Source organism: Streptomyces rubellomurinus, assembly GCF_000961885.1.
In the GTDB taxonomy this organism is placed as follows: Bacteria; Actinomycetota; Actinomycetes; order Streptomycetales; family Streptomycetaceae; genus Kitasatospora; species Kitasatospora rubellomurina.
On record NZ_JZKH01000084.1, the window covers coordinates 1 to 21,787 of the forward strand.

Genomic DNA, 21,787 nt, shown 5'->3' on the forward strand with positions numbered 1-21,787 from the left:
GGCCGGGCGAGGGCCCGGCCGGCCCGCGCCGGCGCTCACGGCGGCGGCCGCCGGCGCGCCCCACGGGTGCCGCGTCCGCGCGAGGTCGCTCATGACGGCCCGCCCCCTCGGTGCTTCCCGCCGACGCGTCGTCGGCGTACACGGAGGACTCTGCCCGGGGGCCGTGGGCATTCGGTTGACGAAGTCGTTGACAGTTCGTCTACGCGCTTCGGTTAGGAACCGCCGCCGGGCCGATCGGCCCGACGCGGGTGCGGTGTCGGCCGGCCCTCAGAAACGCGCCCGGCCGCTACGGCGCGCGAACCTCTGTTCCACGGGATCTCCCTTCCCCATCTGCTTCGTGACGTGCCGTCAGGTGGGCGGTCGCCGGTGGGGCGGCTGCCGGTGGAAGAAGGCTCGCACGGCGGGCGGGCCGACCGGGAGGAACCGCAGGTCTCATCTGCGCGCCATGCACGTTCAGGAGACATGTCGTGGCCGATCGACCGGCGGACCGCTCCGCCATCGCCGCGACGAAACACCGCCCCCGGAACGGAAGGCGAGCGTCCTGTTCTGCCGCCCCCGGGGCCGCGGATCGGGACGATCGGCCCGAACCCGGGGCGATCCGCCCGCACCGCGGAAACACAACGCAACGAAACCCGACACCCCGCCGCCGGCGGACGCCCGCTCGCGCCATCGACGGGCGGTAAACGCACCTTTGACATTCCGCTTGAAGTCATACAGTCTTCTCGCCATGTCCGACCGTCACCCGATCGAGTGCGCCGCCATCGAGCTGGCGCTGATCGGCGTGGCCACGCACTGCGTCTCCGACAACCTCTGTCGCTGAATCCGCCTGCCCCGACGCGTTTGCGGTGATCGCCGCCTCGGGGCATCGCCCCTTCCCCGCGGGCGCGGTGCCACTCCTCCCTTCCCCAGGCCCAGGCCGCACTGCCGCCCGCCTTCCTCCGTACACCATCGGTAGCGAAAGGCCCCTTTTCCGATGTCTCGACCCACCTCCACCCCTCGCCGACTCGCCGCGGCGAGCGCCACCGTCGCCCTGGTCGTCGGAGCCGCGGCGTGCGGACCGAAGGCGGACGGCGGTGGCGGCACCGGCAAGGACGCCGCACCGCAGCGGGGCGGCACCCTCACCGTCCTCAACCAGAACCCGCAGGACCAGTTCGACCCCGCCCGGCTGTACACCTCCGGCGGCGGCAACGTGCCCTCCCTGGTCTTCCGCACCCTCACCACCCGCAACCGGGCCGACGGCGCGGCCGGCACCAAGGTCGTCCCCGACCTCGCCACCGACACCGGCACCCCGTCCGAGGGCGCGACGGTGTGGACCTACCACCTCAGGGACGGCCTCACCTTCGAGGACGGCTCGCCGATCACCACCGCCGACATCAAGTACGGCATCGAGCGCTCCTTCGCCCCGGAACTCTCCGGCGGCGCGCCGTACTTGAGGGACTGGCTGGTCGGCGCCGCCGACTACCAGGGGCCGTACAAGGACGGCCGCACGCTGGACTCCATCGAGACGCCGGACGCGAAGACCATCGTCTTCCACCTCGCCAAGCCCGAGGGCGACTTCCCGTACCTGGCCACCCAGACCCAGTTCGCCCCCGTCCCGAAGGCCAAGGACACCGGCACGAAGTACCAGGACCACCCGGTCTCCTCCGGCCCCTACCAGGTCGAGAAGAACGAGAACGACGGCGCGCACCTCGTCCTCAAGCGCAACCCCAACTGGTCGGCGGCGACGGACGACCAGCGCAAGGCCTACCCGGACACCATCGACGTCCAGTCCGGGCTCGACCCGGCGGTGATCAACCAGCGGCTCTCCGCCGGCACCGGCGCCGACGCGGCCGCCGTCACCACCGACACCAACCTCGGCCCCTCCGAACTCGCCCAGGTGAAGGACGACAAGGCCCTCGCCGCACGCGTCGGCACCGGCCACTTCGGCTACGTCAACTACCTGGCCTTCAACCCCAAGGTGAAGCCCTTCGACAACCCCAAGGTCCGGCAGGCGATCGCCTACGCGCTCAACCGCACCTCGGTCGTCAACGCCGCCGGCGGCTCCTCGCTCGCCGAGGCCGCCACCACCTACCTGCCCGCCCAGGAGACCTTCGGGTACACGCCGTACGACCCGTTCCCGGCCGGCGCCACCGGCAGCCCGGAGAAGGCCAAGGAGGCGCTGAAGGAGGCCGGTTACCCGGACGGCCTGACCGTCACGCTCACCCACTCCACCGACACCGGCAAGGGCTACGGCCCCAACCTGGCCACCGCCGTCCAGGACGGCCTGAAGGCCGCCGGCATCACCGTCCGGCTCGAAGCCCTGGACTCCACCCGGTACTCCAAGACGATCCACACCGTCGGCACCGAGCCCGGCTTCTTCCTCTCCGGCTGGGGCGCCGACTGGCCGTCCGGCGGCCCGTTCCTCGCGCCGATCTTCGACGGCCGGCAGATCGTCACCGACGGCTACAACTTCAACTCCGCGCAGCTGGACGACGCTTCGGTGAACGACGAGATCGACCGGATCAACAAGATCACCGACCACGCCGAGGCCGCCAAGCGCTGGGGCGCCCTGGACCAGCGGATCGGCGAACAGGCCCTCACCGTCCCGCTGTTCCACCCCGTCTACAAGCGGCTGTACGGCAAGGACGTGCGCAACATCGTCATCAGCGACTGGACCGGCGTGCTCGACATCTCCCAGGTCGCGGTCAAGTAGCGGGCGGGATCGGACGGATCGGTCGAACAACCATGGCACCACGGGAAACCCGAGCCGGGGAGGCCCGCGCGGCCGCCCCGGCCGCCGGGGGGCGGCAGGTGTGGCGGCGGCTGCTCGCGCGGCGCACCGTCCGCGCCGCCGGCCTCGTCGTCGTCCTGCTCGTCCTGACCGCGGCGGCGGCACCGCTGCTCACCGCGGTCGAGGGGCAGGACCCCACCAGCTACCACAACGACCTGCTGGACTCGGCGGCCGGCGGCGTGCCCACCGGCTCCTTCGGCGGCGTCAGCGCCGAGCACTGGCTCGGCGTCGAACCGGGCACCGGGCGGGACGTGTTCGCCCGGCTCGTCCACGGCGCCCGGATCTCGCTGCTCGTCGCGGTCGGCGCCACCCTCGTCCAGGTCGCCATCGGCGTCCTGCTCGGCCTCGCGGCGGGCCTCGGCAGCCGGCTGCTCGACCAGCTGATCGGCAACACCACCGAGGTGATGCTCGCGCTGCCCTCGCTGGTCTTCGCCATCTCGCTGATGGCGGTCGTGCCCACCGACTTCTCCCGCCCGCTGCTGCTCACCCTGGTCATCGGGCTGCTGGGCTGGGCCGGCACCTCCCGGCTGGTCCGGGCCCAGACGCTGAGCCTCAAGCAGCTCGACCACGTCGCCGCGGCCCGGCTCGCCGGCGCCACCCGGTGGCGGATCGCCCGCCGGGAGCTGCTGCCGGCGCTGGCCGCGCCCGTCCTCACCTACGCGGCGGTGCTGCTGCCGACCAACGTGGTCTCCGAGGCCGGGCTGTCCTTCCTCGGCGTGGGCGTCAAACCGCCGACCTCGTCCTGGGGCCAGATGCTCTCCGGCGCGACCACCTGGTTCCGCGCGGACCCGATGTACGTCCTGCTGCCGTCCGCGCTGCTGTTCGCCACCGTGCTCGCCTTCACCGTGCTCGGCGACGCCGTCCGCACCGAGCTCGACCCCCGCGCCGCCTCCCGGCTGCGGGTCGGCACCACGGGCGGGCCCGGCGGGCCGGGCACCACCGGGGAGGCCGCCGCGTGATCCGCTTCCTGCTCCGCAAGGCCCTCGGCCTGGTCGGCGTCCTGCTGGCCATCTCCCTGGTCGTCTACGCGGTCTTCTACCTCGCCCCCGGCGACCCCGCCCAACTGGCCTGCGGCGAGAAGTGCAGCCCCGCCCAGGTCCTCCAGGTGCGCGAACGGCTCGGCCTCGACGCGCCGGTGCACCTGCAGTACGCCCACTTCCTCCAGGGCATCGTGGCCGGCCGCGACTTCAGCGCCGGAACGGGCCTGCTGCACTGCCCGGCGCCCTGCCTGGGCGTCTCCTACCGCAGCGGCGAGCAGGTCACCGACATGATCGCCGCCCGGCTCCCGGTGACGGCCTCGCTGGCCCTCGGCGCGATGGTGATCTGGCTGGTCCTCGGGGTCGGCACCGGGCTGCTCTCGGCGCTGCGCCGGGGCCGGCTCGGCGAGCGGCTGCTGACCGCGCTCACCCTGGCCGGCACCGCCGTCCCGGTGTTCGTCATCGGCCTGGTGCTGCTCATCGTCCTGTGCGCCCAGCTCCGGTGGCTGCCGTTCCCGAGCTACACGCCGCTGACCGAGGACCCCCAGCAGTGGTTCTGGGGCCTGCTGCTGCCCTGGTTCTCCCTCGCGCTCATCGAGTCCGCCAAGTACGCCCGGCTGACCCGCTCGGCCGTGCTGGAGACCCTCGCCGAGGACCACATCCGGACCTTCCGGGCGTACGGCGTCGGCGAGCGGCGCCTGGTGACGCGGCACGCGCTGCGCGGCGCGCTCACCCCGGTGATCGCGCTCACCGCCCTGGACCTCGGGACGATGTTCGGCTCCGCCGTGCTGACCGAGTCGCTGTTCGGCCTCCCGGGGCTCGGCAAGCTGCTGGTCACCTCGGTCGGCCTGATCGACCTGCCGACCGTCGTCGGCCTCACCCTGGTCACGGGGTTCTGCGTGGTCCTCGCCAACGTCGTCGCGGACGTGCTGTACGCGGTGACCGACCGAAGGGTGGTCCTGACGTGAGCCCCGAACCCCTGGTCCAGGTACGGGACCTGGTCGTCGACTTCCCGGTCGGCGACGGCCACCTGCGCGCCGTCGACGGCGTCGGCTTCACCCTGGAGGCCGGGCAGGCGCTCGGCATCGTCGGCGAGTCCGGCTCCGGCAAGAGCACCGTCGCCTCCGCCCTGCTCGGCCTGCACCGCGGCACCGGCGCCCGGACCGGCGGCTCGGTCCTGGTCGCCGGCGTCGACGCCGTCACCGCCGAGGGCGAGGAACTCCGGCGCCTGCGCGGCGGATCGGCGGCCATGGTGTTCCAGGACCCGCTCTCCGCGCTCGACCCGTACCACGCGGTCGGGGACCAGATCGCCGAGGTCGTCCGGGTCCACCGGCCGGTCTCCCGCCGCGCCGCCCGGGCCCGGGCCGTCGAGGTGCTCGACCGGGTCGGCATCGCCGACCCGGCCCGGCGCTCCCGCTCGCGCCCGCACGAGTTCAGCGGCGGCATGCGCCAGCGGGTGCTGATCGCGATGGCCCTGGCCTGCGAGCCGCGGCTGCTGGTCGCCGACGAGCCGACGACCGCGCTGGACGTCACCGTCCAGGCCCAGATCCTCGACCTGCTGCACGAGTTGCGCACCGAGACCGGGGCCGGGCTGGTCCTGGTCACCCACGACCTGGGCGTGGTCGCCGGCAGCGTCGACCGGGTGCTGGTGATGAAGGACGGCCGCGCGGTGGAGCACGGCCCGGTCGCCGACGTCCTGGGCGCGCCCCGCGAGCCGTACACCCGGGCGCTGCTGTCCGCGGTGCCCCGGATCGACGCCCCGGCGGCCCCGGGCCAGGGGACCGGGCCCGGCGAGGTCCTGCTCGAAGCCACCGACCTGCGGCGGGAGTTCGCCACCCGCGGCGGCCTCACCCGGCGCACCGCCCCGGTCACCGCCGTGGACGGCGTCTCGCTCACCGTGCGGGCCGGCGAGACGCTCGGCATCGTCGGCGAGTCCGGCTCCGGCAAGACCACCCTCGGGCGGATGCTCGTCCGGCTGCTGGAGCCGACCGGCGGCCGGCTCCACTACCGCGGCCGGGACATCGGAGCGCTCGGCGAGCGGGAGCTGCGCCCGCTGCGCCGGGAGCTGCAGATGGTCTTCCAGGACCCGGTGGCCTCGCTCAACCCGCGCCGCACGATCGGGGAGTCCGTCGCCGACCCGCTGCGCGTCGCGGGCGAGCGCGACGAGCGCCGCATCCGCGCCCGGGTCGGCGAACTCCTCGAACGGGTGGGCCTGGACGCCGACTGGTACCACCGCTACCCGCACGAGTTCTCCGGCGGCCAGCGGCAGCGGGTCGGCATCGCCCGGGCGCTGGCGCCCGGGCCGCGGCTGATCGTCTGCGACGAGCCGGTCTCCGCCCTGGACGTCACCACCCAGGCCCACGTGGTCGCGCTGCTGGGCGAGTTGCAGCGCGACCTCGGCCTCGCCCTGGTCTTCGTCGCGCACGACCTCGCCGTGGTCCGGCAGGTGAGCGACCGGGTCGCGGTGATGCGGGCCGGCCGGATCGTGGAACAGGGCGACGCCGACACGGTGTACGACTCCCCCCAACACCCGTACACCAAGGGCCTGCTGGCGGCCGTCCCGGTCCTGGACCCGGTCGAGGCGACCGCCCGCCGCCACGCCCGGCTCGCCGCCGCCGGCGCCTGACCGGGCCCGCCGGGCGCCGGCTCAGACCCCCAGCAGGCGCCGCCAGCGCGGCAGTTCGGTGCCGCAGCAGGCGAGGGCGAGGAGGCCGACCAGCACCGCCGCCCAGGCCGGGAACAGCAGCCAGGCGGCGCAGACGGCGCCGGCCAGTTGGGCGAGCACCATCAGGACGGTGACCCAGCCGGGTACGGCGATGATCGTGCCCGGCTTGTCGCCGCGGGTCTGGAGCAGGGCGGGGAGGCCGATCAGCAGCACGTCCACGCCGATCGCCAGCGGGACCGAGTGCGGCCAGAGCGCGATCGGCAGGCCGATCCAGCCGACCAGTTCCAGCCCGGCCCTCAGTCCGGTCGCGTACCGGGGCTCGGGCTGCTCCCCCGCCATGGCGCCTCCCCGTCGTCGCGTGCCGCGGCAGCGTAGCGCGGCGGCCCGCGACGCGCCAGGGGCCGGTCAGCCGGCCGGGGAGCGGCGGACGATGAGCATGTCCTGGGTGTGGCCGATCAGGTAACTCCCGTCCGGCTGGGTGAAGTTCCGCCGCACGTACGCGGTCAGCGCGGCCCGGGAGGGGCGGGGGTCGAGGGTGGCCAGGTCGGCGACGTTGACCATGAACTCGGCGACGTCCACCGCCTCGTCCAGGTGCGGCGTGCGGTAGTGCAGGTCGAGGCTCTCCAGCGCCAGCTCGTCGGCCGGGTGCTGCTCGCGCAGGCGGTCGGCGAGCGGGCGCAGGTCGTAGCGGGCGCCGGTGAAGTGGGCGGCCATCCGCATGCAGGGGCTCTCCGGGCTCTGCAGGACGACCAGCAGGGTCCCGCCCGGGGCCGTCCACCCGCGGGCCCGGGTGACGGTGGGCAGCCACCGCGGTTCGGGGACGTAGTAGAGCACGTGGGAGATGTGGACGAGGTCGGCCGGCTCCGGCGGCCGGGCCGAGTCGACGGGCTCCGGGAGGACGAGCGCGCCCGGGCAGGCGGTGCGCAGCTTCTCGCGCATGGCCGCGCTGGGCTCGATGGCGATGGTGCGCTCGAAGGACCGGGCGAGGTGGGCGGTGGTGCGGCCCTCGCCGGCACCGACGTCCAGCAGGACCCGGCGGTGCGGCAGGGCGGCCACGAGCTCGCTCAGCCGGGCGTGGGTGCGCGGCTTCTCGTCCGTGCCCGCGAGGAAGAGCTCGAAGGCGCGGCGGTAGTCGGCGCCCGAGACGTCGAGCACCCGGACCGGGTCGTCGTCCGTGGTCGTCGCGTTCATCCGTGGTCTCCCCTGGCGGTGGGCGGTGTCGGCCCATTCCAGCGGGGCCGGGCGCCGCCGGGCCGCAGGCACGTTCCTGCCCGCGTGTCGCGCCCCGCCCGTCCGGCCGCCGGCCCGCGCGGCCGGGCCCGGAGGCGCGGCCCGGTCACACCGTGGCCGACAGCGCGGCCATCAGGGTCCGCAGCACCCGCTCCGCGTCCACGGTGCCGTCGAGCGAGCCGATCGCGGCGAGTCCGTCCACCGCGGCCGCGAAGGCCTCGCCGAGCGGGACGGGGTCGACGTCGGCGCCGCGTTCCTCCACCAGCGCCCGGAACAGGCGCACGAAGCAGGACCGCCACCGCCCGTACTCCGCCTCCAGGCTCTCCCGGACCCGTTCGTCGTTGAGCGCGAGCCAGTGCAGCGCCGCGTGCAGCCGGGCCAGGTCGGGGCTCTCCGGCCGGGTCAGCAGCGCGAGCACCCGCTCCGCCTGCTCGGCGTGGCCGCCGGGCCCGCCGACCGCCTCCTCGAGGGGCGCGATCCACTCGGGCCGGATGTCCTCGACCACCGCGACGATCAGCTCGGTGCGGTCCGCGAAGTGGTAGTGGCACATGCCGTGCGAGACCCCGCACAGCGCGGCCACGTTGCGCGTGGTGAACCGCCCGGCGCCGTCGCCGGCCAGCAGGGTGCGGGCCGCCGCGATCAGCCGGGCCCGGGTCTGCTCGCCCTTGGCGGACGATCGCGGCCGGGTGCCGCCACTCGGCCCGGCGGACGGTCCCGGGGGTGCGCCTGTCAGCTCAGTTGCCATGGCCGTCACTGTAACGACCGCGCGGGCCTGAGGAGTTGCGATCGGCCGGCCTGCCGGGCCGGGGTCTGCGCGAACTCTTGACCGAGCGCTTGGCCAGTTCTACCGTTCCTGCCAACTCCGGTTCAGCTCTTGGACATTGACAGGGAGGCAGGCATGAACGACCACCTCGGATCCCGGCGGCCGGCCGGCGAAGGCCTGGACAGACGGGGGTTCCTGACCGCCGCCGGGCTGGGCGCGGCCGCCGCCGCGCTCACCGTGGCCGGCGGCGGACGAGCGGCCGCCGCCGGGCGCCACGGCACGACGGCGGCGGCACGGGCGGCCGCGGCAGGCCTCCGGGTACCGCTGGACACCGCCCCGCACACCCGGACGTGGATGGCCTGGCCGGACAACAGCACCATCTGGAAGGGCAAGCTCGGCGGCGCCCAGGCGAACATCGCCCTCATCGCCCGGACCATCGCCACGTACGAGCCGGTCACGATGTGCGCCAACCCCGCCAGCGTCGGCCGAGCGCAGTCGATGTGCGGCCCGGGCGTCACCGTCATCGGGGACATCCCGGTCGACGACTGCTGGATGCGCGACACCGGCCCCGTCTTCCGCACCGACGGCGCCGGCGGCCTCGACGCGGTCGGCCTCAACTTCAACGGCTGGGGCAACAAGCAGAACCCGCACGGCAACGACGCCCTGGTCGCCCGGCGCGTCGCCGCCCGGCTCGGCATCCCGTTCACCGCCGCCGGGCTGGTCACCGAAGGCGGTGCCGTCGAGACCGACGGCGCGGGCACCCTGATGGCGACCCTCAGCAGCATCGTCAACCCGAACCGCAACCCGGGCCTGTCCCAGGCCCAGGTCGAGGCCGCGCTGTGCGCCGCCTACGGCGCCACCGAGGTGATCTGGTTCCCCGGCATCACGGGCCAGGACATCACCGACGACCACGTCGACGCCACGTCCCGGTTCCTCGGCGCCGGCGCGGCCGTCGTCCAACTGCCGCTGGCCACCGACACCGACGTCTGGTCGAACGACGAGCGCCAGCAGTACCGGATCCTGTCCGCCGCCGTGAGCGCCCATGGGACCCCGGTCCGGGTCAGCCGGCTCCAGGGCCCCGACTACAACCTGATCCGCTCGACCAACCCCAACTTCGTCGGCTCCTACGCCAACTACTACCTCTGCAACAACGCGGTGATCTCCGCCCAGTTCGGCGACACCGCCGCCGACGCCGCCGCCCGGACGGCGCTCGCGCAGCTCTTCCCCGGCCGGACCGTCGAACAGCTCAACATCGACTACCTCGGCGCCGGCGGCGGCGGCATCCACTGCGTCACCCAGCAGCAGCCCGCGCCCTGAAGCCGGCGCCCCGGGCCGCCGGCCCGCGCGGGAAGGGGCCCTACTCGGCGAGCGGGAGCGTGAGGACGTGGACGAGCCCGCCCGCCGGGTTGTCGGCGAGGGTGATCCGCCCGCCGCCGGCCGGCACCCCGGCGAGCGCCCAGACCTTGGCCTCCCCGGCCAGGTCCGGGCCCCGGTCCGCGACCCGGATCCGCAGCACCCGCACGCCGCCCGCCGGACCGGTCTCCACCCCGGCGCGCACGAGCACCCGGGCCCCGGGCGGGGTGCGCAGCCACGCGGCGCGCACCACCGCGGCCAGCGCCTGCTCCAACGCCCCCTGCCCGACGCGCACCGGCGGCAGCCCCTGCGGCACCCGGACGGTGACGGCGGCCTGCGGCGCGGCGGCGAGCGCCGAACGGACGGCCGGGGCGACGGCCGCCCAGCCCGGCGGGGGCGGCTGACCGGCACCGGCCGGGCGGGCTCCTCCTCGGGCGGTGGACAGCCGGACGAGGCCGACGCCGGGGAGCGCACCCCACCCGCGCCGCCGCGCCCGTACCCGGCACCGGTCACAGCCGTTTTCGATCGGACATCTCGACATCGGCCGATCGTGCCCGGGCGAAGCTGAGGTTTCGATGAGGCGCCCGGACGGGCGAGCCGCAGGGCGGGCAGCGGGGCGGGTAGCGGGCTCCTCACTGAAACTTCAGGTAGCCCGGGCCAGGCTGGCGGCGCCGCCGACCCCAGGAGCCCTCCCATGCCGTTCACCCCCGCCCGCAAGCGCACCGCCGTCGTGCTGGCCCTCGCCGTCCTCGGCGGCGCCGCCCTCGTGCAGTGCGGCCCTGACGATCCGACGGGATCCCTCGCGGGCACCAGGCGCACCTCCGTGCCCCGCGCGCTCGCCACCTTCTACGCGCAGAAGCCGGCCTGGAGCCCCTGCGGCGACCTGGAGTGCGCCACCGTCACCGTGCCGATGGACTACGCCCACCCCGAGGACGGCCGGACCTTCACCCTCCCCCTCAACCGGGCCCGCGCCGGGGACCCGGGCGCCCGCATCGGCTCCCTCCTGGTCAACCCGGGCGGCCCGGGCGGGTCCGGGGTGGCCATGCTGGAGGGCGGTGGCGCCGACCTGTTCGGCCGGCGCGTCCGGGACCGGTTCGATCTCGTCGGGTTCGACCCGCGCGGCGTCGGCGGCAGCACCCCGGCCGTCGACTGCCGCGAGGGCGACCCGGCTCCCGACGCCCGCGACCGGGCGGGCACCGGCGACCGCGCGTACAGCAGCGGCCTCCACCCCCGCACCGACGAGGAGCGCGGGGCCGCGCTCGCCGACGCCGACCGCCTCGCCCAGGCCTGCCGGGCCCGCAGCGGCGCCCTCCTGCCCCACGTCGGAACGCCGGACGCCGCCCGGGACATGGACGTCCTGCGGGCGGTGCTCGGCGACGAGAAGCTGACCTTCGTCGGCTTCTCGTACGGGACCAGCCTCGGCACCTCCTACGCCGAGCTCTTCCCGCACCGCGTCCGCGCCCTCGTCCTCGACGGCGCCGTCGACCCGGCCAAGGACTGGTACCAGCGCGCGGTGGACCAGGCCGCGGCCTTCCGCGCCGCGGTGGACGACTACGCCCGGCAATGCGCCGGCATCGCCGGGGACGCCTGCCCGGCGGCCGGCCCCGACGAGATCCGCCGGCTCATCGGCGACCTCTACGAGCGGACGGCGCGCGACCCGCTGCCCGTCGCCGGCACGGACGACCGCATCGGCCTGCGCGACCTGCACAACGCGATCACCCTCTCGATGTACACGCCCGAGGAGCAGTGGGCGGAGCTGTCCGAGGCGTTGAAGGCCGCCCGGGACGGCGACGGCAGCAAGCTCGCGGCCCTCGGCGGCGGCCAGGACGAGCAGCGGCGCCACCGGCCCGGCCGCCACCGCGAGGCCGGCCCGGCGTACGACAACTCCGAGGACGCCTTCACCGCGGTCAACTGCCTGGAGGTCTCCCGCCCGAGCGACCCGCAGGCCTACTGGGAGGCCCTGGACCGGGCCGACCGGGCGGCCGGGCTCTACGGGCCTCCCGGCGTGGTCGACGAACTGGTCTGCCGCACCTGGCCCGTGACCGCCCGCGCCCCGCACACCGTCGACGCCAAGGACGCTCCTCCCGTCCTCGTCGTCGGCACCACCGGCGATCCGGCCACCCCGTACGCCGACGCCCAGGGCCTCGCCCGCCAGTTCCCGGCCGGCATGCTGCTCACCTACCGGGGGCCGGGCCACACCGCGTACGGCCGCAGCAACGCCTGCGTCGGCGACGCCGTCGACGGCTACCTCGTCGACCTGCGCCCCGTCCCCGCCGGCACGGCCTGCTGACCGGCCGGGCCGGCGGGGCGTCCCGGCCTCAGGCCGGCAGCCGGGCCTCCGGCGCGGCCGCGGGGTGCGGCACCGCGGCCGCGGCCCTGCGGGCGTGCAGGACGGCGCCGCCGAGCGGGAGCGGGCTCTGGTCGAGGAGTTGGAGGCCGGCGTCGGCGAGCAGCCGGGCGTAGTGGTCGGCGCGGCGCTCGCGGCCGCCGGTGTTGCACATCATGTGCAGGTCCCAGGCGGTGGCCAGCGAGGTGGAGCCGTCCGCGGGCAGCACGCGTTCGAGGATGAGCAGGTCGGCGTGGGCGGGCATGGCCCGGGCGCAGTGGCGCAGGATCTCGGCGCAGCGGGCGTCGTCCCAGTCGTGCAGGACGCGGGAGAGGACGTAGACGTCGGCGCCCGCCGGGACGTCGGCGAAGTCCCCGGTGACGTAGTCGGCGCGGTCGCCGCAGCCGAGGGCGTCGAGTCGGCGCCGGGCGGCCTCGACGGCGTGGGGGCGTTCCAGCAGCACGCCGTGCAGGCCCGGGTGGGCGGTGAGCAGGCGGCCGAGGAGTTCGCCGTTGCCGCCGGCGATGTCGACGACGGTGCCCGGGCGCGGTGCCCCGGCGGCGGCGAGGACGACCGGGTGGGCGGGGACGGGTTCGAACATCCGGGCGCCGGCGGCCATGGACTGGTCGAAGGTGGCGGCGAGTTCGGGGTCGCGGGCGAAGTGGTCGAAGTGGTTCTCGCCGAAGAGGTGGTCGAAGGCGGCCTCGCCGGTGCGGACGGTGTGGTCCAGGGCGGCGAAGGACTGGTAGAACGGGCCGCCGTACATCAGCGCGAGCGCCCGCATCGAGCCGGGGGTGTCGGCGCGCAGCAGGGTGCCGAGCTCGGTGAGGCGGTAGCCGTCCGGGTGCTCGGTGACGGCGCCGAGCATCGTGAGGTAGCGCAGCAGGGTGGTGAGGCTCTCCTGGTGGGCGCCGAGTGACCGGGCGAGGGTGCGCGGGTCGGTGGCGGTGGCGGTGTCGAGGGCGTCGGGCAGCCCCAGCCGGGCGCTGACCGCGAGGGCCTGGGTGGTCCAGGCGCCGGTGAGCAGGTGCAGGAGCGTTTCGGCCGAGCGGTGGGCGCCGCCGTCGGCGAGGTGGTCGGCGAGGACGCCGGGGTAGTTGCCGTGGGCGTGGAGCTCGACCCGCCGGTATCCGGCCTGCGCGGCGGGGAGGGTGAAGTAGAGCACCGTGCCGTTCTCGTGCGGGTTGTAGCCGCCGCCGTCCGGGGCCGCGCCGTGCCGGGTGAGCAGGGCGCGCAGGCCGTGCAGGAGCAGCGCGTTGGGCTGCTCGACCTCCAGGGCGACGTGGGCCTCGTGCCGGTGGGCGCGCTCGTGCGCGGCGAGCCCGGCGAGCTCCGAGCCGGGCGGGACGGTGAGCGCGCACACCTCGACGGTGCGCGGTTCGCCGTCCGGTCCGGTCACCCGCGGGTGGAGGATCCGGACGTCGAGGTCGGCCTCGGCGCGCCCGTGCCGGGCGGCCAGCCGGTGCCGGACGACGACGCTCGGGAAGGACGGCGTGTCGGCGGGCAGGTCGCAGGCGGCGAGGGCGGCGCGCAGGGCGGCGTCGTCGGGCGGGAAGACGAGCAGGGCGGCGTGGGCGAGGCCGCAGTGCGCGGCGAGGGCCTGCCGCTCGGCCTCGTCGAGGTCGGGGAGGAGGTGCGGGAGCAGGGCGGCGGTGTCCTGGGTGCGGACGAACTCCGCTGTCGCGCGCAGTTCGGTGATGTCGTCCGGCGGTGTCGCCATCATGGCGGGCGTCCTTGTTCGGGGAAGGGGAAGGGGCAGGGAAGGCAGGGGTGCGGACGGGTCAGATGCCGACGTAGTTCTCGGCGAACCAGTCCTGGTGGCTGCGCGAGGTGCGCAGCGACTCGATCCGCGCGCGGCGCAGCGAGTCGTGGAAGTGCGATGCGCCGTCCGGTCCGGCGGGGGCGTGCATCAGCTGGACCATCCAGCGGGAGAACTCCTGGGCGCGCCAGACGTGGACGAGGCAGCGGTCGGAGTACTGGTCGAGCCCGGTGGGGTCGCCGTGCGCGAGGTCGTCGACGAGGGCCAGGGCGAGGAGTTCGGCCTCCAGGACGGCGACGTTGGCGCCCTTGGCGGCGGCGGGCGGGAGCAGGCTCGCGGCGTCTCCGGCGAGCAGCAGCGAGCCGTGGCGCAGGGTCTCGACGACGTCGGACTCCAGGTCGATGGTGCCGCGCTGGAAGATGGGGCCGCGGCGCAGCGGGCCGTGCTCGGCGGCGCCCAGCCGCAGGTCGAGCTCGTCCCATATGCGGTCCTCGGACCAGGCGTCGGCGGGGGTGCCGCGCTCGTACTGGAGGTAGTAGCGGGTGACCTGCGGGGTGCGGGTCATGTGTCCGGCGAAGCCGTTGCGGTGCAGGGCGTAGCCGATCGCGTCGAGGCTGGGCGGGGCTTCGGCGAGCAGGCTGAGCCAGGTGACGCCGTGGTCGCGCTGGTGGCGGCGGGTGCCGGGCGGCAGGGAGCGCCGGGCGGCGCCGTGCCGGCCGTCGCAGCCGGCGACGTAGCGGGCCCGCCAGCGGCGGGGGCGGCCGTCTGCGTCCCGGGCGTCGACGGTGGGCCGGGGGCCGTCGATATCGTGGACGGCGTCGGCCGCGGTCTCGAAGTGGACCCGGCCGCCGGCGGCCAGGTAGTGCGCGAGCAGGTCGGTGACGAGGTTCTGCTGGGGGTAGGCGGTGTGCGGTTCGCACGGGCCGAGGGTGCTGTAGTCGAGCCGGAAGCTGCCGGTCTCGGTGCGGAACTCGCAGCTGCCGTGCGGGCGGCCGTCGCGGTGCAGGCCCTCGGCCAGGCCGTGGCGGTCCAGCACGCGCGCGGTGTTGGGGACGAGGAAGCCCGCCCGGGCCCGGGTCTCGACGTGGGCGCGGGTGGCGCGTTCGAGGACGACGCAGTCGATCCCGGCGGCCTGGAGGATGTTCGCGAGGGTCAGTCCGGCGACGCCGGCTCCGAGGACCACGACGTCCGCGGATTCCTCGGCGACTCCTGCGGTCTGATTTTTCGTCATGTTCATGGAGCATAATCACCGCTGGATACACCCGCGGACGAAAATCACGCGTACTGGTGAATATCGCGATCATCACTCCATCCGGAGCCGGAGCCGGGCCCCGTTCGGGGTCGCCGGGCCGGGAAACTCCGCCGGGAGCGTGAATCCGCGCCGCCCGTCCTCGTGCCGCCGGGGACCGGGCCGGACGGTCGGATGAACTGCCCGGTATGCGCATTCCTATCCGGACCGGGCGGATCGCCTCGGTCCTGGCCCTGGTGGCGGGCTCGCTGCTCAGCAGCAGCGTGCTCGCGCCACCGGCCCAGGCCGCGATCTCCTTCACCAAGAGCGTGGACAAGGCGACCGTCTCCCCCGGGGAGACCGTGACGTACACCCTGCGCTACACCTGCTCGATCACCGAGTGCACCAACGGCCAGATCCTCGACACCCTGCCGCCGAACATGCAGTTCGTCGGCTGGACGCCGGACCCGTCCTCGGTCGACGAGGCCGCTTCCACCGTGCCCGCCGCCGGGGCGACGGGCGGCAGCATGGACATCAGGCTGAAGAACCTCAGCCCCGGCACCACCGCCACCATCACGGTGACGATGAAGTACCCCAACTTCACCACCCCCAACGGCACGTCCTCCACCAACAGCGCGACCATGAGCGCCACCGGGGAGACCCCGCAGACCTCCACCGCGAACACCAAGGCGCAGGTCCAGCCGCAGTACACGGTGACCAAGGGGATCCAGACCTCCAGCAGCGACGGACGCACCGTCACCTACCAGTTCAGCGCCTGCGCCACCGACAACGTGCCCAACGTCGACCTGGACACCAGCCGCCTGCTGGACACCCTGCCGCCCGGCGCGGTGGTCGACACCGGCCGCTCGCCGGGCTGGGCGCAGGTCGCCCCCGGGCCCAACACCTGGGGCTACGACATCGGCGCGTTCACCTCCGGCAACGGGCGCGGCGGCTGCCGCCTGCCGGGCGTGCTGGTCGTCAACTACCCCGAGGCGTCGTTCCCGGACGGCACCACCTCCGACAACACCGTGGACCTGCTCGGCGCCCCGCTGACCGAGGCCGAGCGGAAGCTGGACGACGCCTCCACCACCACCGGCCAGTTCAAGCCGCCGGCGACCGGGGTGATGGTGACCGCCAGCAAGACCTGGCGCGACACCACCACCAACGGCGACCTCAACTCGCTCAGCCTCTCCGCCACCAACACCTCCGGACCGGCCACCAGCCTGACGATCACCGACCCGGGCGCGGGCAGCACGGACAGCGTCTACAACTGGCTCTACCCGCAGTCGATCCAGCTGGAGCCGTGGAACCCGACCAGCATCCGGCTGACCCTGCAGTACCGGCTGAACGGCGACCCGACCTGGCAGACCTTCACCCCCGGGAGCGCGTTCAACGGCTCCGCCAACCGGCGGATCACCTTCGTCCCCGGCGCCGGGAACCCGGCCAACGACGAACTGGGCATCCCGGCCGGCCGCTGGCTGGACGGGCTGAGGTTCACCTGGAACGGCCCCATCCCCACCGGCTGGAGCCCCGGCAACGCCGTCCAGGTGGTCACCCAGGTCGCCACCCCCGGCCATGACGGCCGCACCGCCCCCACCCCGCTGACCAACTGCGTGGACACCACGGCGACGGACGGCACCAACAACTCCTCCGCCAACGCCTGCGCCTCCACCACCATCACCCAGGCCACCAACCTCGGCGCCGCCAAAACCACCGTCGCCGGCGAGCTCTCCGCCCCGGGCGGCCGCGCCACCTTCCAGGTCATCCCGTACAACCGCAGCGCCCGTGACCTCGACCGCCCGCTCGTCCTCTACGACGTGCTCCCGGCCGGCGTCCTTTACGTCGACGGCTCGGCCCGGCCCGACCCCAACTACCCGGACGCCAAGGCCCCGAGCTCCGTCACCGTCACCCCCGGCCCGGACGGCCGCCAGGTCCTCCGGATGGAGTGGCCGGCCGGCGCACCGGACATGACGTACCTGCACGACGCGCTGGCCTACCGGATGCTCTTCGACGTCCAGGTCGCCGGCAGCGTCCGCGCGGGCGAGCTGACCAACGACGTCTACGTGACCGTCGACCGGCCCGACGCCCCCGTCTCGTGCATGTTCTCCGGCTCCGACAGCGGCAGCACCCCCGACGTGCTCGACCTCAACGGCAACGGCGACACCACCGAGCTGCTGTGCCACGCCTCGTCCAAGATCCAGGTGGACGCGCCGGCGGCGCTGCGCTCGTACAAGGAGGTCAAGGGCGACCTGGACGGCGACTACGTCAGCATCGGCACCGCCACCCCGGGCGGCCGGATCTCCTACCGGATGACCGTGCGCAACGACTCGCCCGACCCGGTCACCGAGTTCATCGCCTACGACCGGCTGCCGACCCCCGGCGACAACTACGTGCTCACCCAGGACGCGGCGCGCGGCAGCGCCTGGACCCCCTCGCTCAGCGAGCCGATCACCAGCAGCGACCCGACCGTGGTGATCGAGTACACCACCGACCCCAACCCCTGCGTGGAGACCGCCCTGGTCACCCGGACCGGCTGCAACGCCGCGGCGGCCTGGAGCACCACCTTCCCGGGGCCGGGGGCGGCGACCTGGTTCCGCGTCCACCGGCCCGGCTCCCTGGCCTCCGGCGCGGCCTTCACCCTCACCTGGCCGATGGTCGCCTCCTACGACGCGCCCGAGGGCGACTACGCCTGGAACAGCTTCGCCTTCACCGCCACCGACAACGAAGGCCGCCAACTGCTGCCCGCCGAGCCCGCCAAGGTCGGTGTCGCCGTCAAGCGGACCAACCCGACGAACAACGCGCTGGGCGACTACGTCTGGCAGGACCTGGACGGCTCCGGCATCCAGCAGCCCGGCGAGCCCGGGATCGCCGGGGTCACGGTGAACCTGCTGGACGGCAACGGCCAGCCCGTCCGGGACAGGAACGGCAATCCCGTCACCACGGTGACCGACGCCACCGGGCACTACCTGTTCGACAACCTGCCGGACGGCAGCTACCAGGTCCGGTTCGACCTGAGCACGCTGCCCGCGGGCGCCACCGTCACCAAGCGCGGCGCCGGCACCGACCCGGCCAAGGACTCGGACGCCGACCCGGCCACCGGGCTCACCCAGGTGGTCTCGCTCAAGGGCGGCCAGCGGGACCTGGACCTCGACATGGGCGTGATCCTGGCGCACCCGTCACCGTCGCCCTCGCCCTCGCCGAGCCCGTCCCCGTCGCCGAGCCCGTCGCCGTCGCCGTCGCCGAGCCCGTCGCCGTCGCCGTCGCCGAGCCCGACGCACTCGCCCAGCCCGACGCCGACCCCGACGTCCCCTTCCCCGACCACCTCGACCTCCGGCACCGGGACCCCGCCGGTCAGCCCGACCCACAGCCACAGCCACAGCCCGACCTCCTCGGCGAGCGGCGGCACCCTGCCGCACACCGGCAGCTCCTCGCCGAACGCGCTCATCGCGGCCCTCGCGGCCACCGCCGTCCTCGGTGGCGGCGCACTGCTCCTGGTCGCCTACCGCCGGCCGGGCCGACACAGCTGACCCGGAGCCGACCCGCAGGACCGACCGACCAGCACGACAACCCCGGTGGCGCCGCCTCACAGCGGCGCCACCGGCGCGTTCCCGGCCCCCGGGAGCGCTCCTCGCCGCCGTCCTGCCGCACGGCGCCGCGCTGACCGATCCTTCAGGCAGTCCGCCCGGGACCGGCGGGGGCGCCCCCGGTAGGGTGGGGATCGTGGCCAGTCGAAAAACGTCGATCATGGAAGCAGCCGCGCGGGTGATCGCGCGGCGGGGGGTGCGCGGACTCCGGGTGGAGGAGCTCGCGGCCGAGGCCGGCGTGTCCACCGCGCTGATCTACTACCACTTCAAGGACCGCACCGGGATCCTCCGGCAGACGCTGGAGTTCATCAACGACCGGGCGGAGCGCTACACGACCGAGCGCGCGGCCGACGCGCCGCCGCTGACGGCACGTGAGGAGCTGGAGCAGACGCTGCTGCTGGAGCTCCAGGACACCGTCGAGGTGCGGGAGAACAGCACCGCCTGGGGCGAGCTGCGGGCCAGCGCGGTGTTCGACGAGACGCTGCGCGAGGACCTGGCCCGGGCCACCCGGGTCTGGGTGCAGGAGATCGCCGAGCTGCTGGGCGTGGTGCGGCCGATGTCCTCGGCCGTGGCGCTGGCCGGGGCGGCGGAGCGGCTGACCGCGCTGCTGGAGGGGCTGAGCACGCGCTGGCTCAGCGGCAGCCTGCCGCTGGCGCACGCCCGGACGCTGATGGCCGACGCGATCGACGCCGAGGTGGTCCGGCTCGGTTCCTGATCCGGGCACGGCGCCGGGTCACGCTCAGTAGGGACTCCGACCCGGATCCGTCGCGACACGCCCGCATGTTTGACTGATTTTTCAGTCAGTGCCACCCTGAAGCCGAAGACCGAACCCGCGTCTGGAGACCCTCATGACCCGCTACCACGACGACCACCGGCCGTACCCCTGGGTGCCGGCGGACGACGTCCCGCACGCGCGGACCTGGATGTCCTGGCCCTCCCGCCGGGGCGTGTGGGGGCTGCGCCTGGGCGGCGTCCAGGAGGACATCGCCCTGATCGCCCGGACGATCGCCGAGTTCGAGCCGGTCGTCCTGTGCGTCCCCGACGACTGGAGCGCGGACAAGGCCCGGCCCAAGTGCGGCCCCGGCGTCGAGGTGACCACCGAGATCCCCACCGACGACCTGTGGATGCGCGACATCGCGCCGGTCTTCCGCCGGGACGGCTACGGGGGCCTGGACGCCGTCGTCCTCAACTTCAACGGCTGGGGCAACAAGCAGGTCCACCACGACGACGCCCGGGTCGCCGAGCTCGTCGCCACCCGCCGGGGGCTGCGGTACGGCTACGCGGACTTCGTCGGCGAGGGCGGCGCGATCGAGACCGACGGCGACGGCACGGTGATGGCCACCGAGAGCAGCCTGGTCAACAAGAACCGCAACCGCGGCATGAGCCGCGACGAGATCGAGGACGCCGTCCTGGAGGCCTACGGTGCCGACCGGATGATCTGGCTGCCGGGCATCAAGGGCCAGGACATCACCGACGACCACGTGGACGTCACCTCCCGATTCGTCCGCCCCGGCGTGGTGATGGTGCAGCTGCCGCCCGCGGACCGGAACGACGCCTGGGCGCGCGACGCCCGCGAGCAGTTCGCGATCCTCTCCGCCGCCACCGACGCCCGCGGCCGCCGGCTCCAGGTGATCCCCGTGCACGGCCCGGACACCGTCCGCTCCCGCAGCTCGAAGTTCGTCGACTCCTACCTCAACTTCCACCTCGTCAACGGCGGTGTCATCACCGCCCAGTTCGGCGACGCGTACAAGGACGCCGCCGCCCGGGAGGCGCTGGCCGCGGCCTTCCCCGGGCGCGAGGTCGTGCAGCTCGACGTCGACCGCCTGATGGCCGGGGGCGGCGGCATCCACTGCTCGACCATGCACGAGCCGCTGCCGTAACCCCTCACCCCCCACGACGTTCGGAGTTCCCGCATGACCAACGCCCTGTCCCGCCGCTCCCTGATCCGCTCCCTCGCCGGGGTGGGCGCCGCCGCCGGTGTCGGCGCGCTCGCCCTCGGCCTCACCGGCTGCGACCCCAACAACCTCGAGGACGTCGACGGCGCCGTGCCGCCGCAGCCGAGCGGCACCGCCGGCCCGCGCCGCTTCGGCGCCGAGTGGGAGAAGCACCTGCGCACGGTGATGTCCTGGCCCGCCTCCGAGAACGTCTGGGGCGACCAGCTCCCGGACGTCCGCCGGGACGTCGCCGGCCTGGCCCAGGCCATCTCGGCCCGCGAGCCGGTCGTGCTGATGGCCCGCCCGGAGCAGGTGGAGGCGGTGCGGAAGGCCTGCGGCTCCGCCGTCGAGGTCGTACCGATCGCCGTCGACGACCTGTGGGCCCGGGACACCCTGCCGGTGTTCGTCGAGGAGGGCGGCAAGGTCAAGGGCGTCGACTTCAACTTCAACGGCTGGGGCGGCAAGCAGCAGCGCGGCAACGACGCCAAGGTCGCCCGCACGGTGCTGGCGAAGTACGGCGTCGAGCGGATCGAGACCCGGCTGGTCGCCGAGGGCGGCTCCTTCGAGACCGACGGCCAGGGCACCCTGCTGGTGACCGAGAGCTCCGTCGTCAACGACAACCGCAACCCGGGCATGAGCCGGGACCAGGTCGAGGCGGAGCTGAAGAAGGTCCTCGGCGTGACCAAGGTGATCTGGCTGGCCGGGGTCAAGGGCAAGGACATCACCGACGCCCACGTCGACTGCCTGACCCGCTTCGCCGCCCCCGGTGTCGTCCTGCTCGACCAGGCCTTCCCCGGCAGCCCGGCCGACGTCTGGTCCCGCTCGGCCGACCAGGCCCGGTCCGTCCTGAAGGACGCCACCGACGCCACCGGCCGGAAGCTGCAGGTGGTGGAGCTCCAGCAGCCCGACCCGGACAGGATCACCGGGCGCGGCGACGCCTTCGTCTCCTCGTACATGAACTTCTACATCGGCTCGAAGGGCGTCTACCTGCCGAAGTTCGGCGACGCCCGGGCCGACGACCGGGCCCAGCAGGTCCTCAAGCAGTACTTCCCGGGCCGGGAGATCGTCCCGGTGAAGATCGACGCGATCGCCGCGGGCGGCGGCGGCATCCACTGCGCCACGCACGACATCCCCGCCCTCGGCTGACCCCGACCGGCCGGGCCACGACCGGGCCGGATCCGTTCGGCGGAACGGATCC

The 21,787-nt window shown here is 74.4% G+C and carries 17 protein-coding genes; 11 read left to right on the plus strand and 6 right to left on the minus strand.

Annotated elements, in window-relative coordinates; genetic code table 11:
- Positions 1-727 precede the first annotated feature (727 nt).
- The 5 genes from VM95_RS45545 (at position 728) to VM95_RS30015 (ending at position 6,373) form a co-directional block, all read left to right on the plus strand.
- Positions 728-820 carry an Ms4533A family Cys-rich leader peptide gene (locus VM95_RS45545; RefSeq protein WP_341846036.1) on the plus strand — a complete coding sequence of 31 codons (93 nt, stop codon included), beginning with the start codon at positions 728-730 and terminating at the stop codon, positions 818-820.
- A gap of 153 nt (positions 821-973) precedes the next feature.
- Positions 974-2,692 (plus strand): ABC transporter substrate-binding protein, encoded by a 1,719-nt coding sequence (locus tag VM95_RS30000; RefSeq protein WP_045702669.1) that lies wholly within the window; start codon positions 974-976, stop codon positions 2,690-2,692.
- A gap of 32 nt (positions 2,693-2,724) precedes the next feature.
- Positions 2,725-3,729: an ABC transporter permease gene (locus VM95_RS30005; RefSeq protein ID WP_045702672.1), complete on the plus strand. Its 1,005-nt coding sequence runs from the start codon at positions 2,725-2,727 to the stop codon at positions 3,727-3,729.
- Positions 3,726-4,715: an ABC transporter permease gene (locus VM95_RS30010; protein WP_045702674.1), complete on the plus strand. Its 990-nt coding sequence runs from the start codon at positions 3,726-3,728 to the stop codon at positions 4,713-4,715. Before VM95_RS30005 ends, VM95_RS30010 begins: the two co-directional genes overlap by 4 nt.
- Positions 4,712-6,373: an ABC transporter ATP-binding protein gene (locus tag VM95_RS30015; RefSeq protein WP_045702676.1), complete on the plus strand. Its 1,662-nt coding sequence runs from the start codon at positions 4,712-4,714 to the stop codon at positions 6,371-6,373. The genes VM95_RS30010 and VM95_RS30015 overlap by 4 nt, the downstream gene beginning before the upstream one ends.
- A 21-nt stretch (positions 6,374-6,394) precedes the next feature.
- Here the strand turns inward: VM95_RS30015 and VM95_RS30020 are convergent, their stop codons facing one another.
- From VM95_RS30020 to VM95_RS39255, 3 genes are all read right to left on the minus strand, one after another.
- Positions 6,395-6,751 (minus strand): hypothetical protein, encoded by a 357-nt coding sequence (locus VM95_RS30020; protein ID WP_045702677.1) that lies wholly within the window; start codon positions 6,749-6,751, stop codon positions 6,395-6,397.
- A 66-nt stretch (positions 6,752-6,817) separates the two neighbouring features.
- Positions 6,818-7,603 (minus strand): class I SAM-dependent methyltransferase, encoded by a 786-nt coding sequence (locus tag VM95_RS30025; RefSeq protein ID WP_045702679.1) that lies wholly within the window; start codon positions 7,601-7,603, stop codon positions 6,818-6,820.
- A gap of 145 nt (positions 7,604-7,748) precedes the next feature.
- Positions 7,749-8,387 (minus strand): TetR/AcrR family transcriptional regulator, encoded by a 639-nt coding sequence (locus tag VM95_RS39255; RefSeq protein ID WP_052707661.1) that lies wholly within the window; start codon positions 8,385-8,387, stop codon positions 7,749-7,751.
- 153 nt (positions 8,388-8,540) lie between these two features.
- Here VM95_RS39255 and VM95_RS30035 point away from each other — a divergent pair, with 153 nt between their 5' ends.
- Complete coding sequence (locus tag VM95_RS30035; RefSeq protein ID WP_045702681.1) at positions 8,541-9,722, plus strand: agmatine deiminase family protein; 1,182 nt, start codon at positions 8,541-8,543, stop codon at positions 9,720-9,722.
- Between the two features lie 40 nt (positions 9,723-9,762).
- Here the strand turns inward: VM95_RS30035 and VM95_RS30040 are convergent, their stop codons facing one another.
- Positions 9,763-10,299 (minus strand): histidine kinase, encoded by a 537-nt coding sequence (locus VM95_RS30040; protein ID WP_045702683.1) that lies wholly within the window; start codon positions 10,297-10,299, stop codon positions 9,763-9,765.
- A 153-nt stretch (positions 10,300-10,452) separates the two neighbouring features.
- On the opposite strand from VM95_RS30040, the gene VM95_RS30045 reads away from it, so the two are divergent.
- Positions 10,453-12,048, plus strand: coding sequence for an alpha/beta hydrolase (locus VM95_RS30045; RefSeq protein ID WP_045702685.1), 1,596 nt, complete (start codon positions 10,453-10,455; stop codon positions 12,046-12,048).
- A 28-nt stretch (positions 12,049-12,076) separates the two neighbouring features.
- On the opposite strand, the gene VM95_RS30050 is transcribed toward VM95_RS30045, so the two are convergent.
- Positions 12,077-13,807: a methyltransferase gene (locus tag VM95_RS30050; RefSeq protein WP_045702688.1), complete on the minus strand. Its 1,731-nt coding sequence runs from the start codon at positions 13,805-13,807 to the stop codon at positions 12,077-12,079.
- 58 nt (positions 13,808-13,865) lie between these two features.
- The gene (locus VM95_RS30055) at positions 13,866-15,074 is read right to left on the minus strand and encodes a 4-hydroxybenzoate 3-monooxygenase (RefSeq protein WP_045702724.1); all 1,209 of its coding nucleotides are present in this window, start codon (positions 15,072-15,074) and stop codon (positions 13,866-13,868) included.
- 206 nt (positions 15,075-15,280) lie between these two features.
- Here VM95_RS30055 and VM95_RS42850 point away from each other — a divergent pair, with 206 nt between their 5' ends.
- From VM95_RS42850 to VM95_RS30075, 4 genes are all read left to right on the plus strand, one after another.
- Positions 15,281-18,598 (plus strand): SdrD B-like domain-containing protein, encoded by a 3,318-nt coding sequence (locus tag VM95_RS42850; RefSeq protein WP_045702690.1) that lies wholly within the window; start codon positions 15,281-15,283, stop codon positions 18,596-18,598.
- Between the two features lie 193 nt (positions 18,599-18,791).
- Positions 18,792-19,370, plus strand: coding sequence for a TetR/AcrR family transcriptional regulator (locus tag VM95_RS30065; RefSeq protein WP_244179000.1), 579 nt, complete (start codon positions 18,792-18,794; stop codon positions 19,368-19,370).
- Positions 19,371-19,503: 133 nt separating this feature from the next.
- Positions 19,504-20,535: an agmatine deiminase family protein gene (locus VM95_RS30070; protein ID WP_078860759.1), complete on the plus strand. Its 1,032-nt coding sequence runs from the start codon at positions 19,504-19,506 to the stop codon at positions 20,533-20,535.
- A 33-nt stretch (positions 20,536-20,568) separates the two neighbouring features.
- Positions 20,569-21,735: an agmatine deiminase family protein gene (locus VM95_RS30075; protein ID WP_045702696.1), complete on the plus strand. Its 1,167-nt coding sequence runs from the start codon at positions 20,569-20,571 to the stop codon at positions 21,733-21,735.
- Positions 21,736-21,787: the final 52 nt, after the last annotated feature.

What these genes read in the sequence shown, in the direction of transcription:
- VM95_RS45545 (WP_341846036.1), top strand. Translation starts at nt 728, where the DNA reads ATGTCCGACCGTCACCCGATCGAGTGCGCCGCCATCGAGCTGGCGCTG.
- VM95_RS30035 (WP_045702681.1), top strand. Translation starts at nt 8,541, where the DNA reads ATGAACGACCACCTCGGATCCCGGCGGCCGGCCGGCGAAGGCCTGGAC.
- VM95_RS30000 (WP_045702669.1), top strand. Translation starts at nt 974, where the DNA reads ATGTCTCGACCCACCTCCACCCCTCGCCGACTCGCCGCGGCGAGCGCC.
- VM95_RS30045 (WP_045702685.1), top strand. Translation starts at nt 10,453, where the DNA reads ATGCCGTTCACCCCCGCCCGCAAGCGCACCGCCGTCGTGCTGGCCCTC.
- VM95_RS30020 (WP_045702677.1), bottom strand. Translation starts at nt 6,751, where the DNA reads ATGGCGGGGGAGCAGCCCGAGCCCCGGTACGCGACCGGACTGAGGGCC.
- VM95_RS30005 (WP_045702672.1), top strand. Translation starts at nt 2,725, where the DNA reads ATGGCACCACGGGAAACCCGAGCCGGGGAGGCCCGCGCGGCCGCCCCG.
- VM95_RS30025 (WP_045702679.1), bottom strand. Translation starts at nt 7,603, where the DNA reads ATGAACGCGACGACCACGGACGACGACCCGGTCCGGGTGCTCGACGTC.
- VM95_RS30075 (WP_045702696.1), top strand. Translation starts at nt 20,569, where the DNA reads ATGACCAACGCCCTGTCCCGCCGCTCCCTGATCCGCTCCCTCGCCGGG.
- VM95_RS30050 (WP_045702688.1), bottom strand. Translation starts at nt 13,807, where the DNA reads ATGATGGCGACACCGCCGGACGACATCACCGAACTGCGCGCGACAGCG.
- VM95_RS30055 (WP_045702724.1), bottom strand. Translation starts at nt 15,074, where the DNA reads ATGACGAAAAATCAGACCGCAGGAGTCGCCGAGGAATCCGCGGACGTC.
- VM95_RS39255 (WP_052707661.1), bottom strand. Translation starts at nt 8,387, where the DNA reads ATGGCAACTGAGCTGACAGGCGCACCCCCGGGACCGTCCGCCGGGCCG.
- VM95_RS30070 (WP_078860759.1), top strand. Translation starts at nt 19,504, where the DNA reads ATGACCCGCTACCACGACGACCACCGGCCGTACCCCTGGGTGCCGGCG.
- VM95_RS42850 (WP_045702690.1), top strand. Translation starts at nt 15,281, where the DNA reads ATGCGCATTCCTATCCGGACCGGGCGGATCGCCTCGGTCCTGGCCCTG.
- VM95_RS30040 (WP_045702683.1), bottom strand. Translation starts at nt 10,299, where the DNA reads ATGTCGAGATGTCCGATCGAAAACGGCTGTGACCGGTGCCGGGTACGG.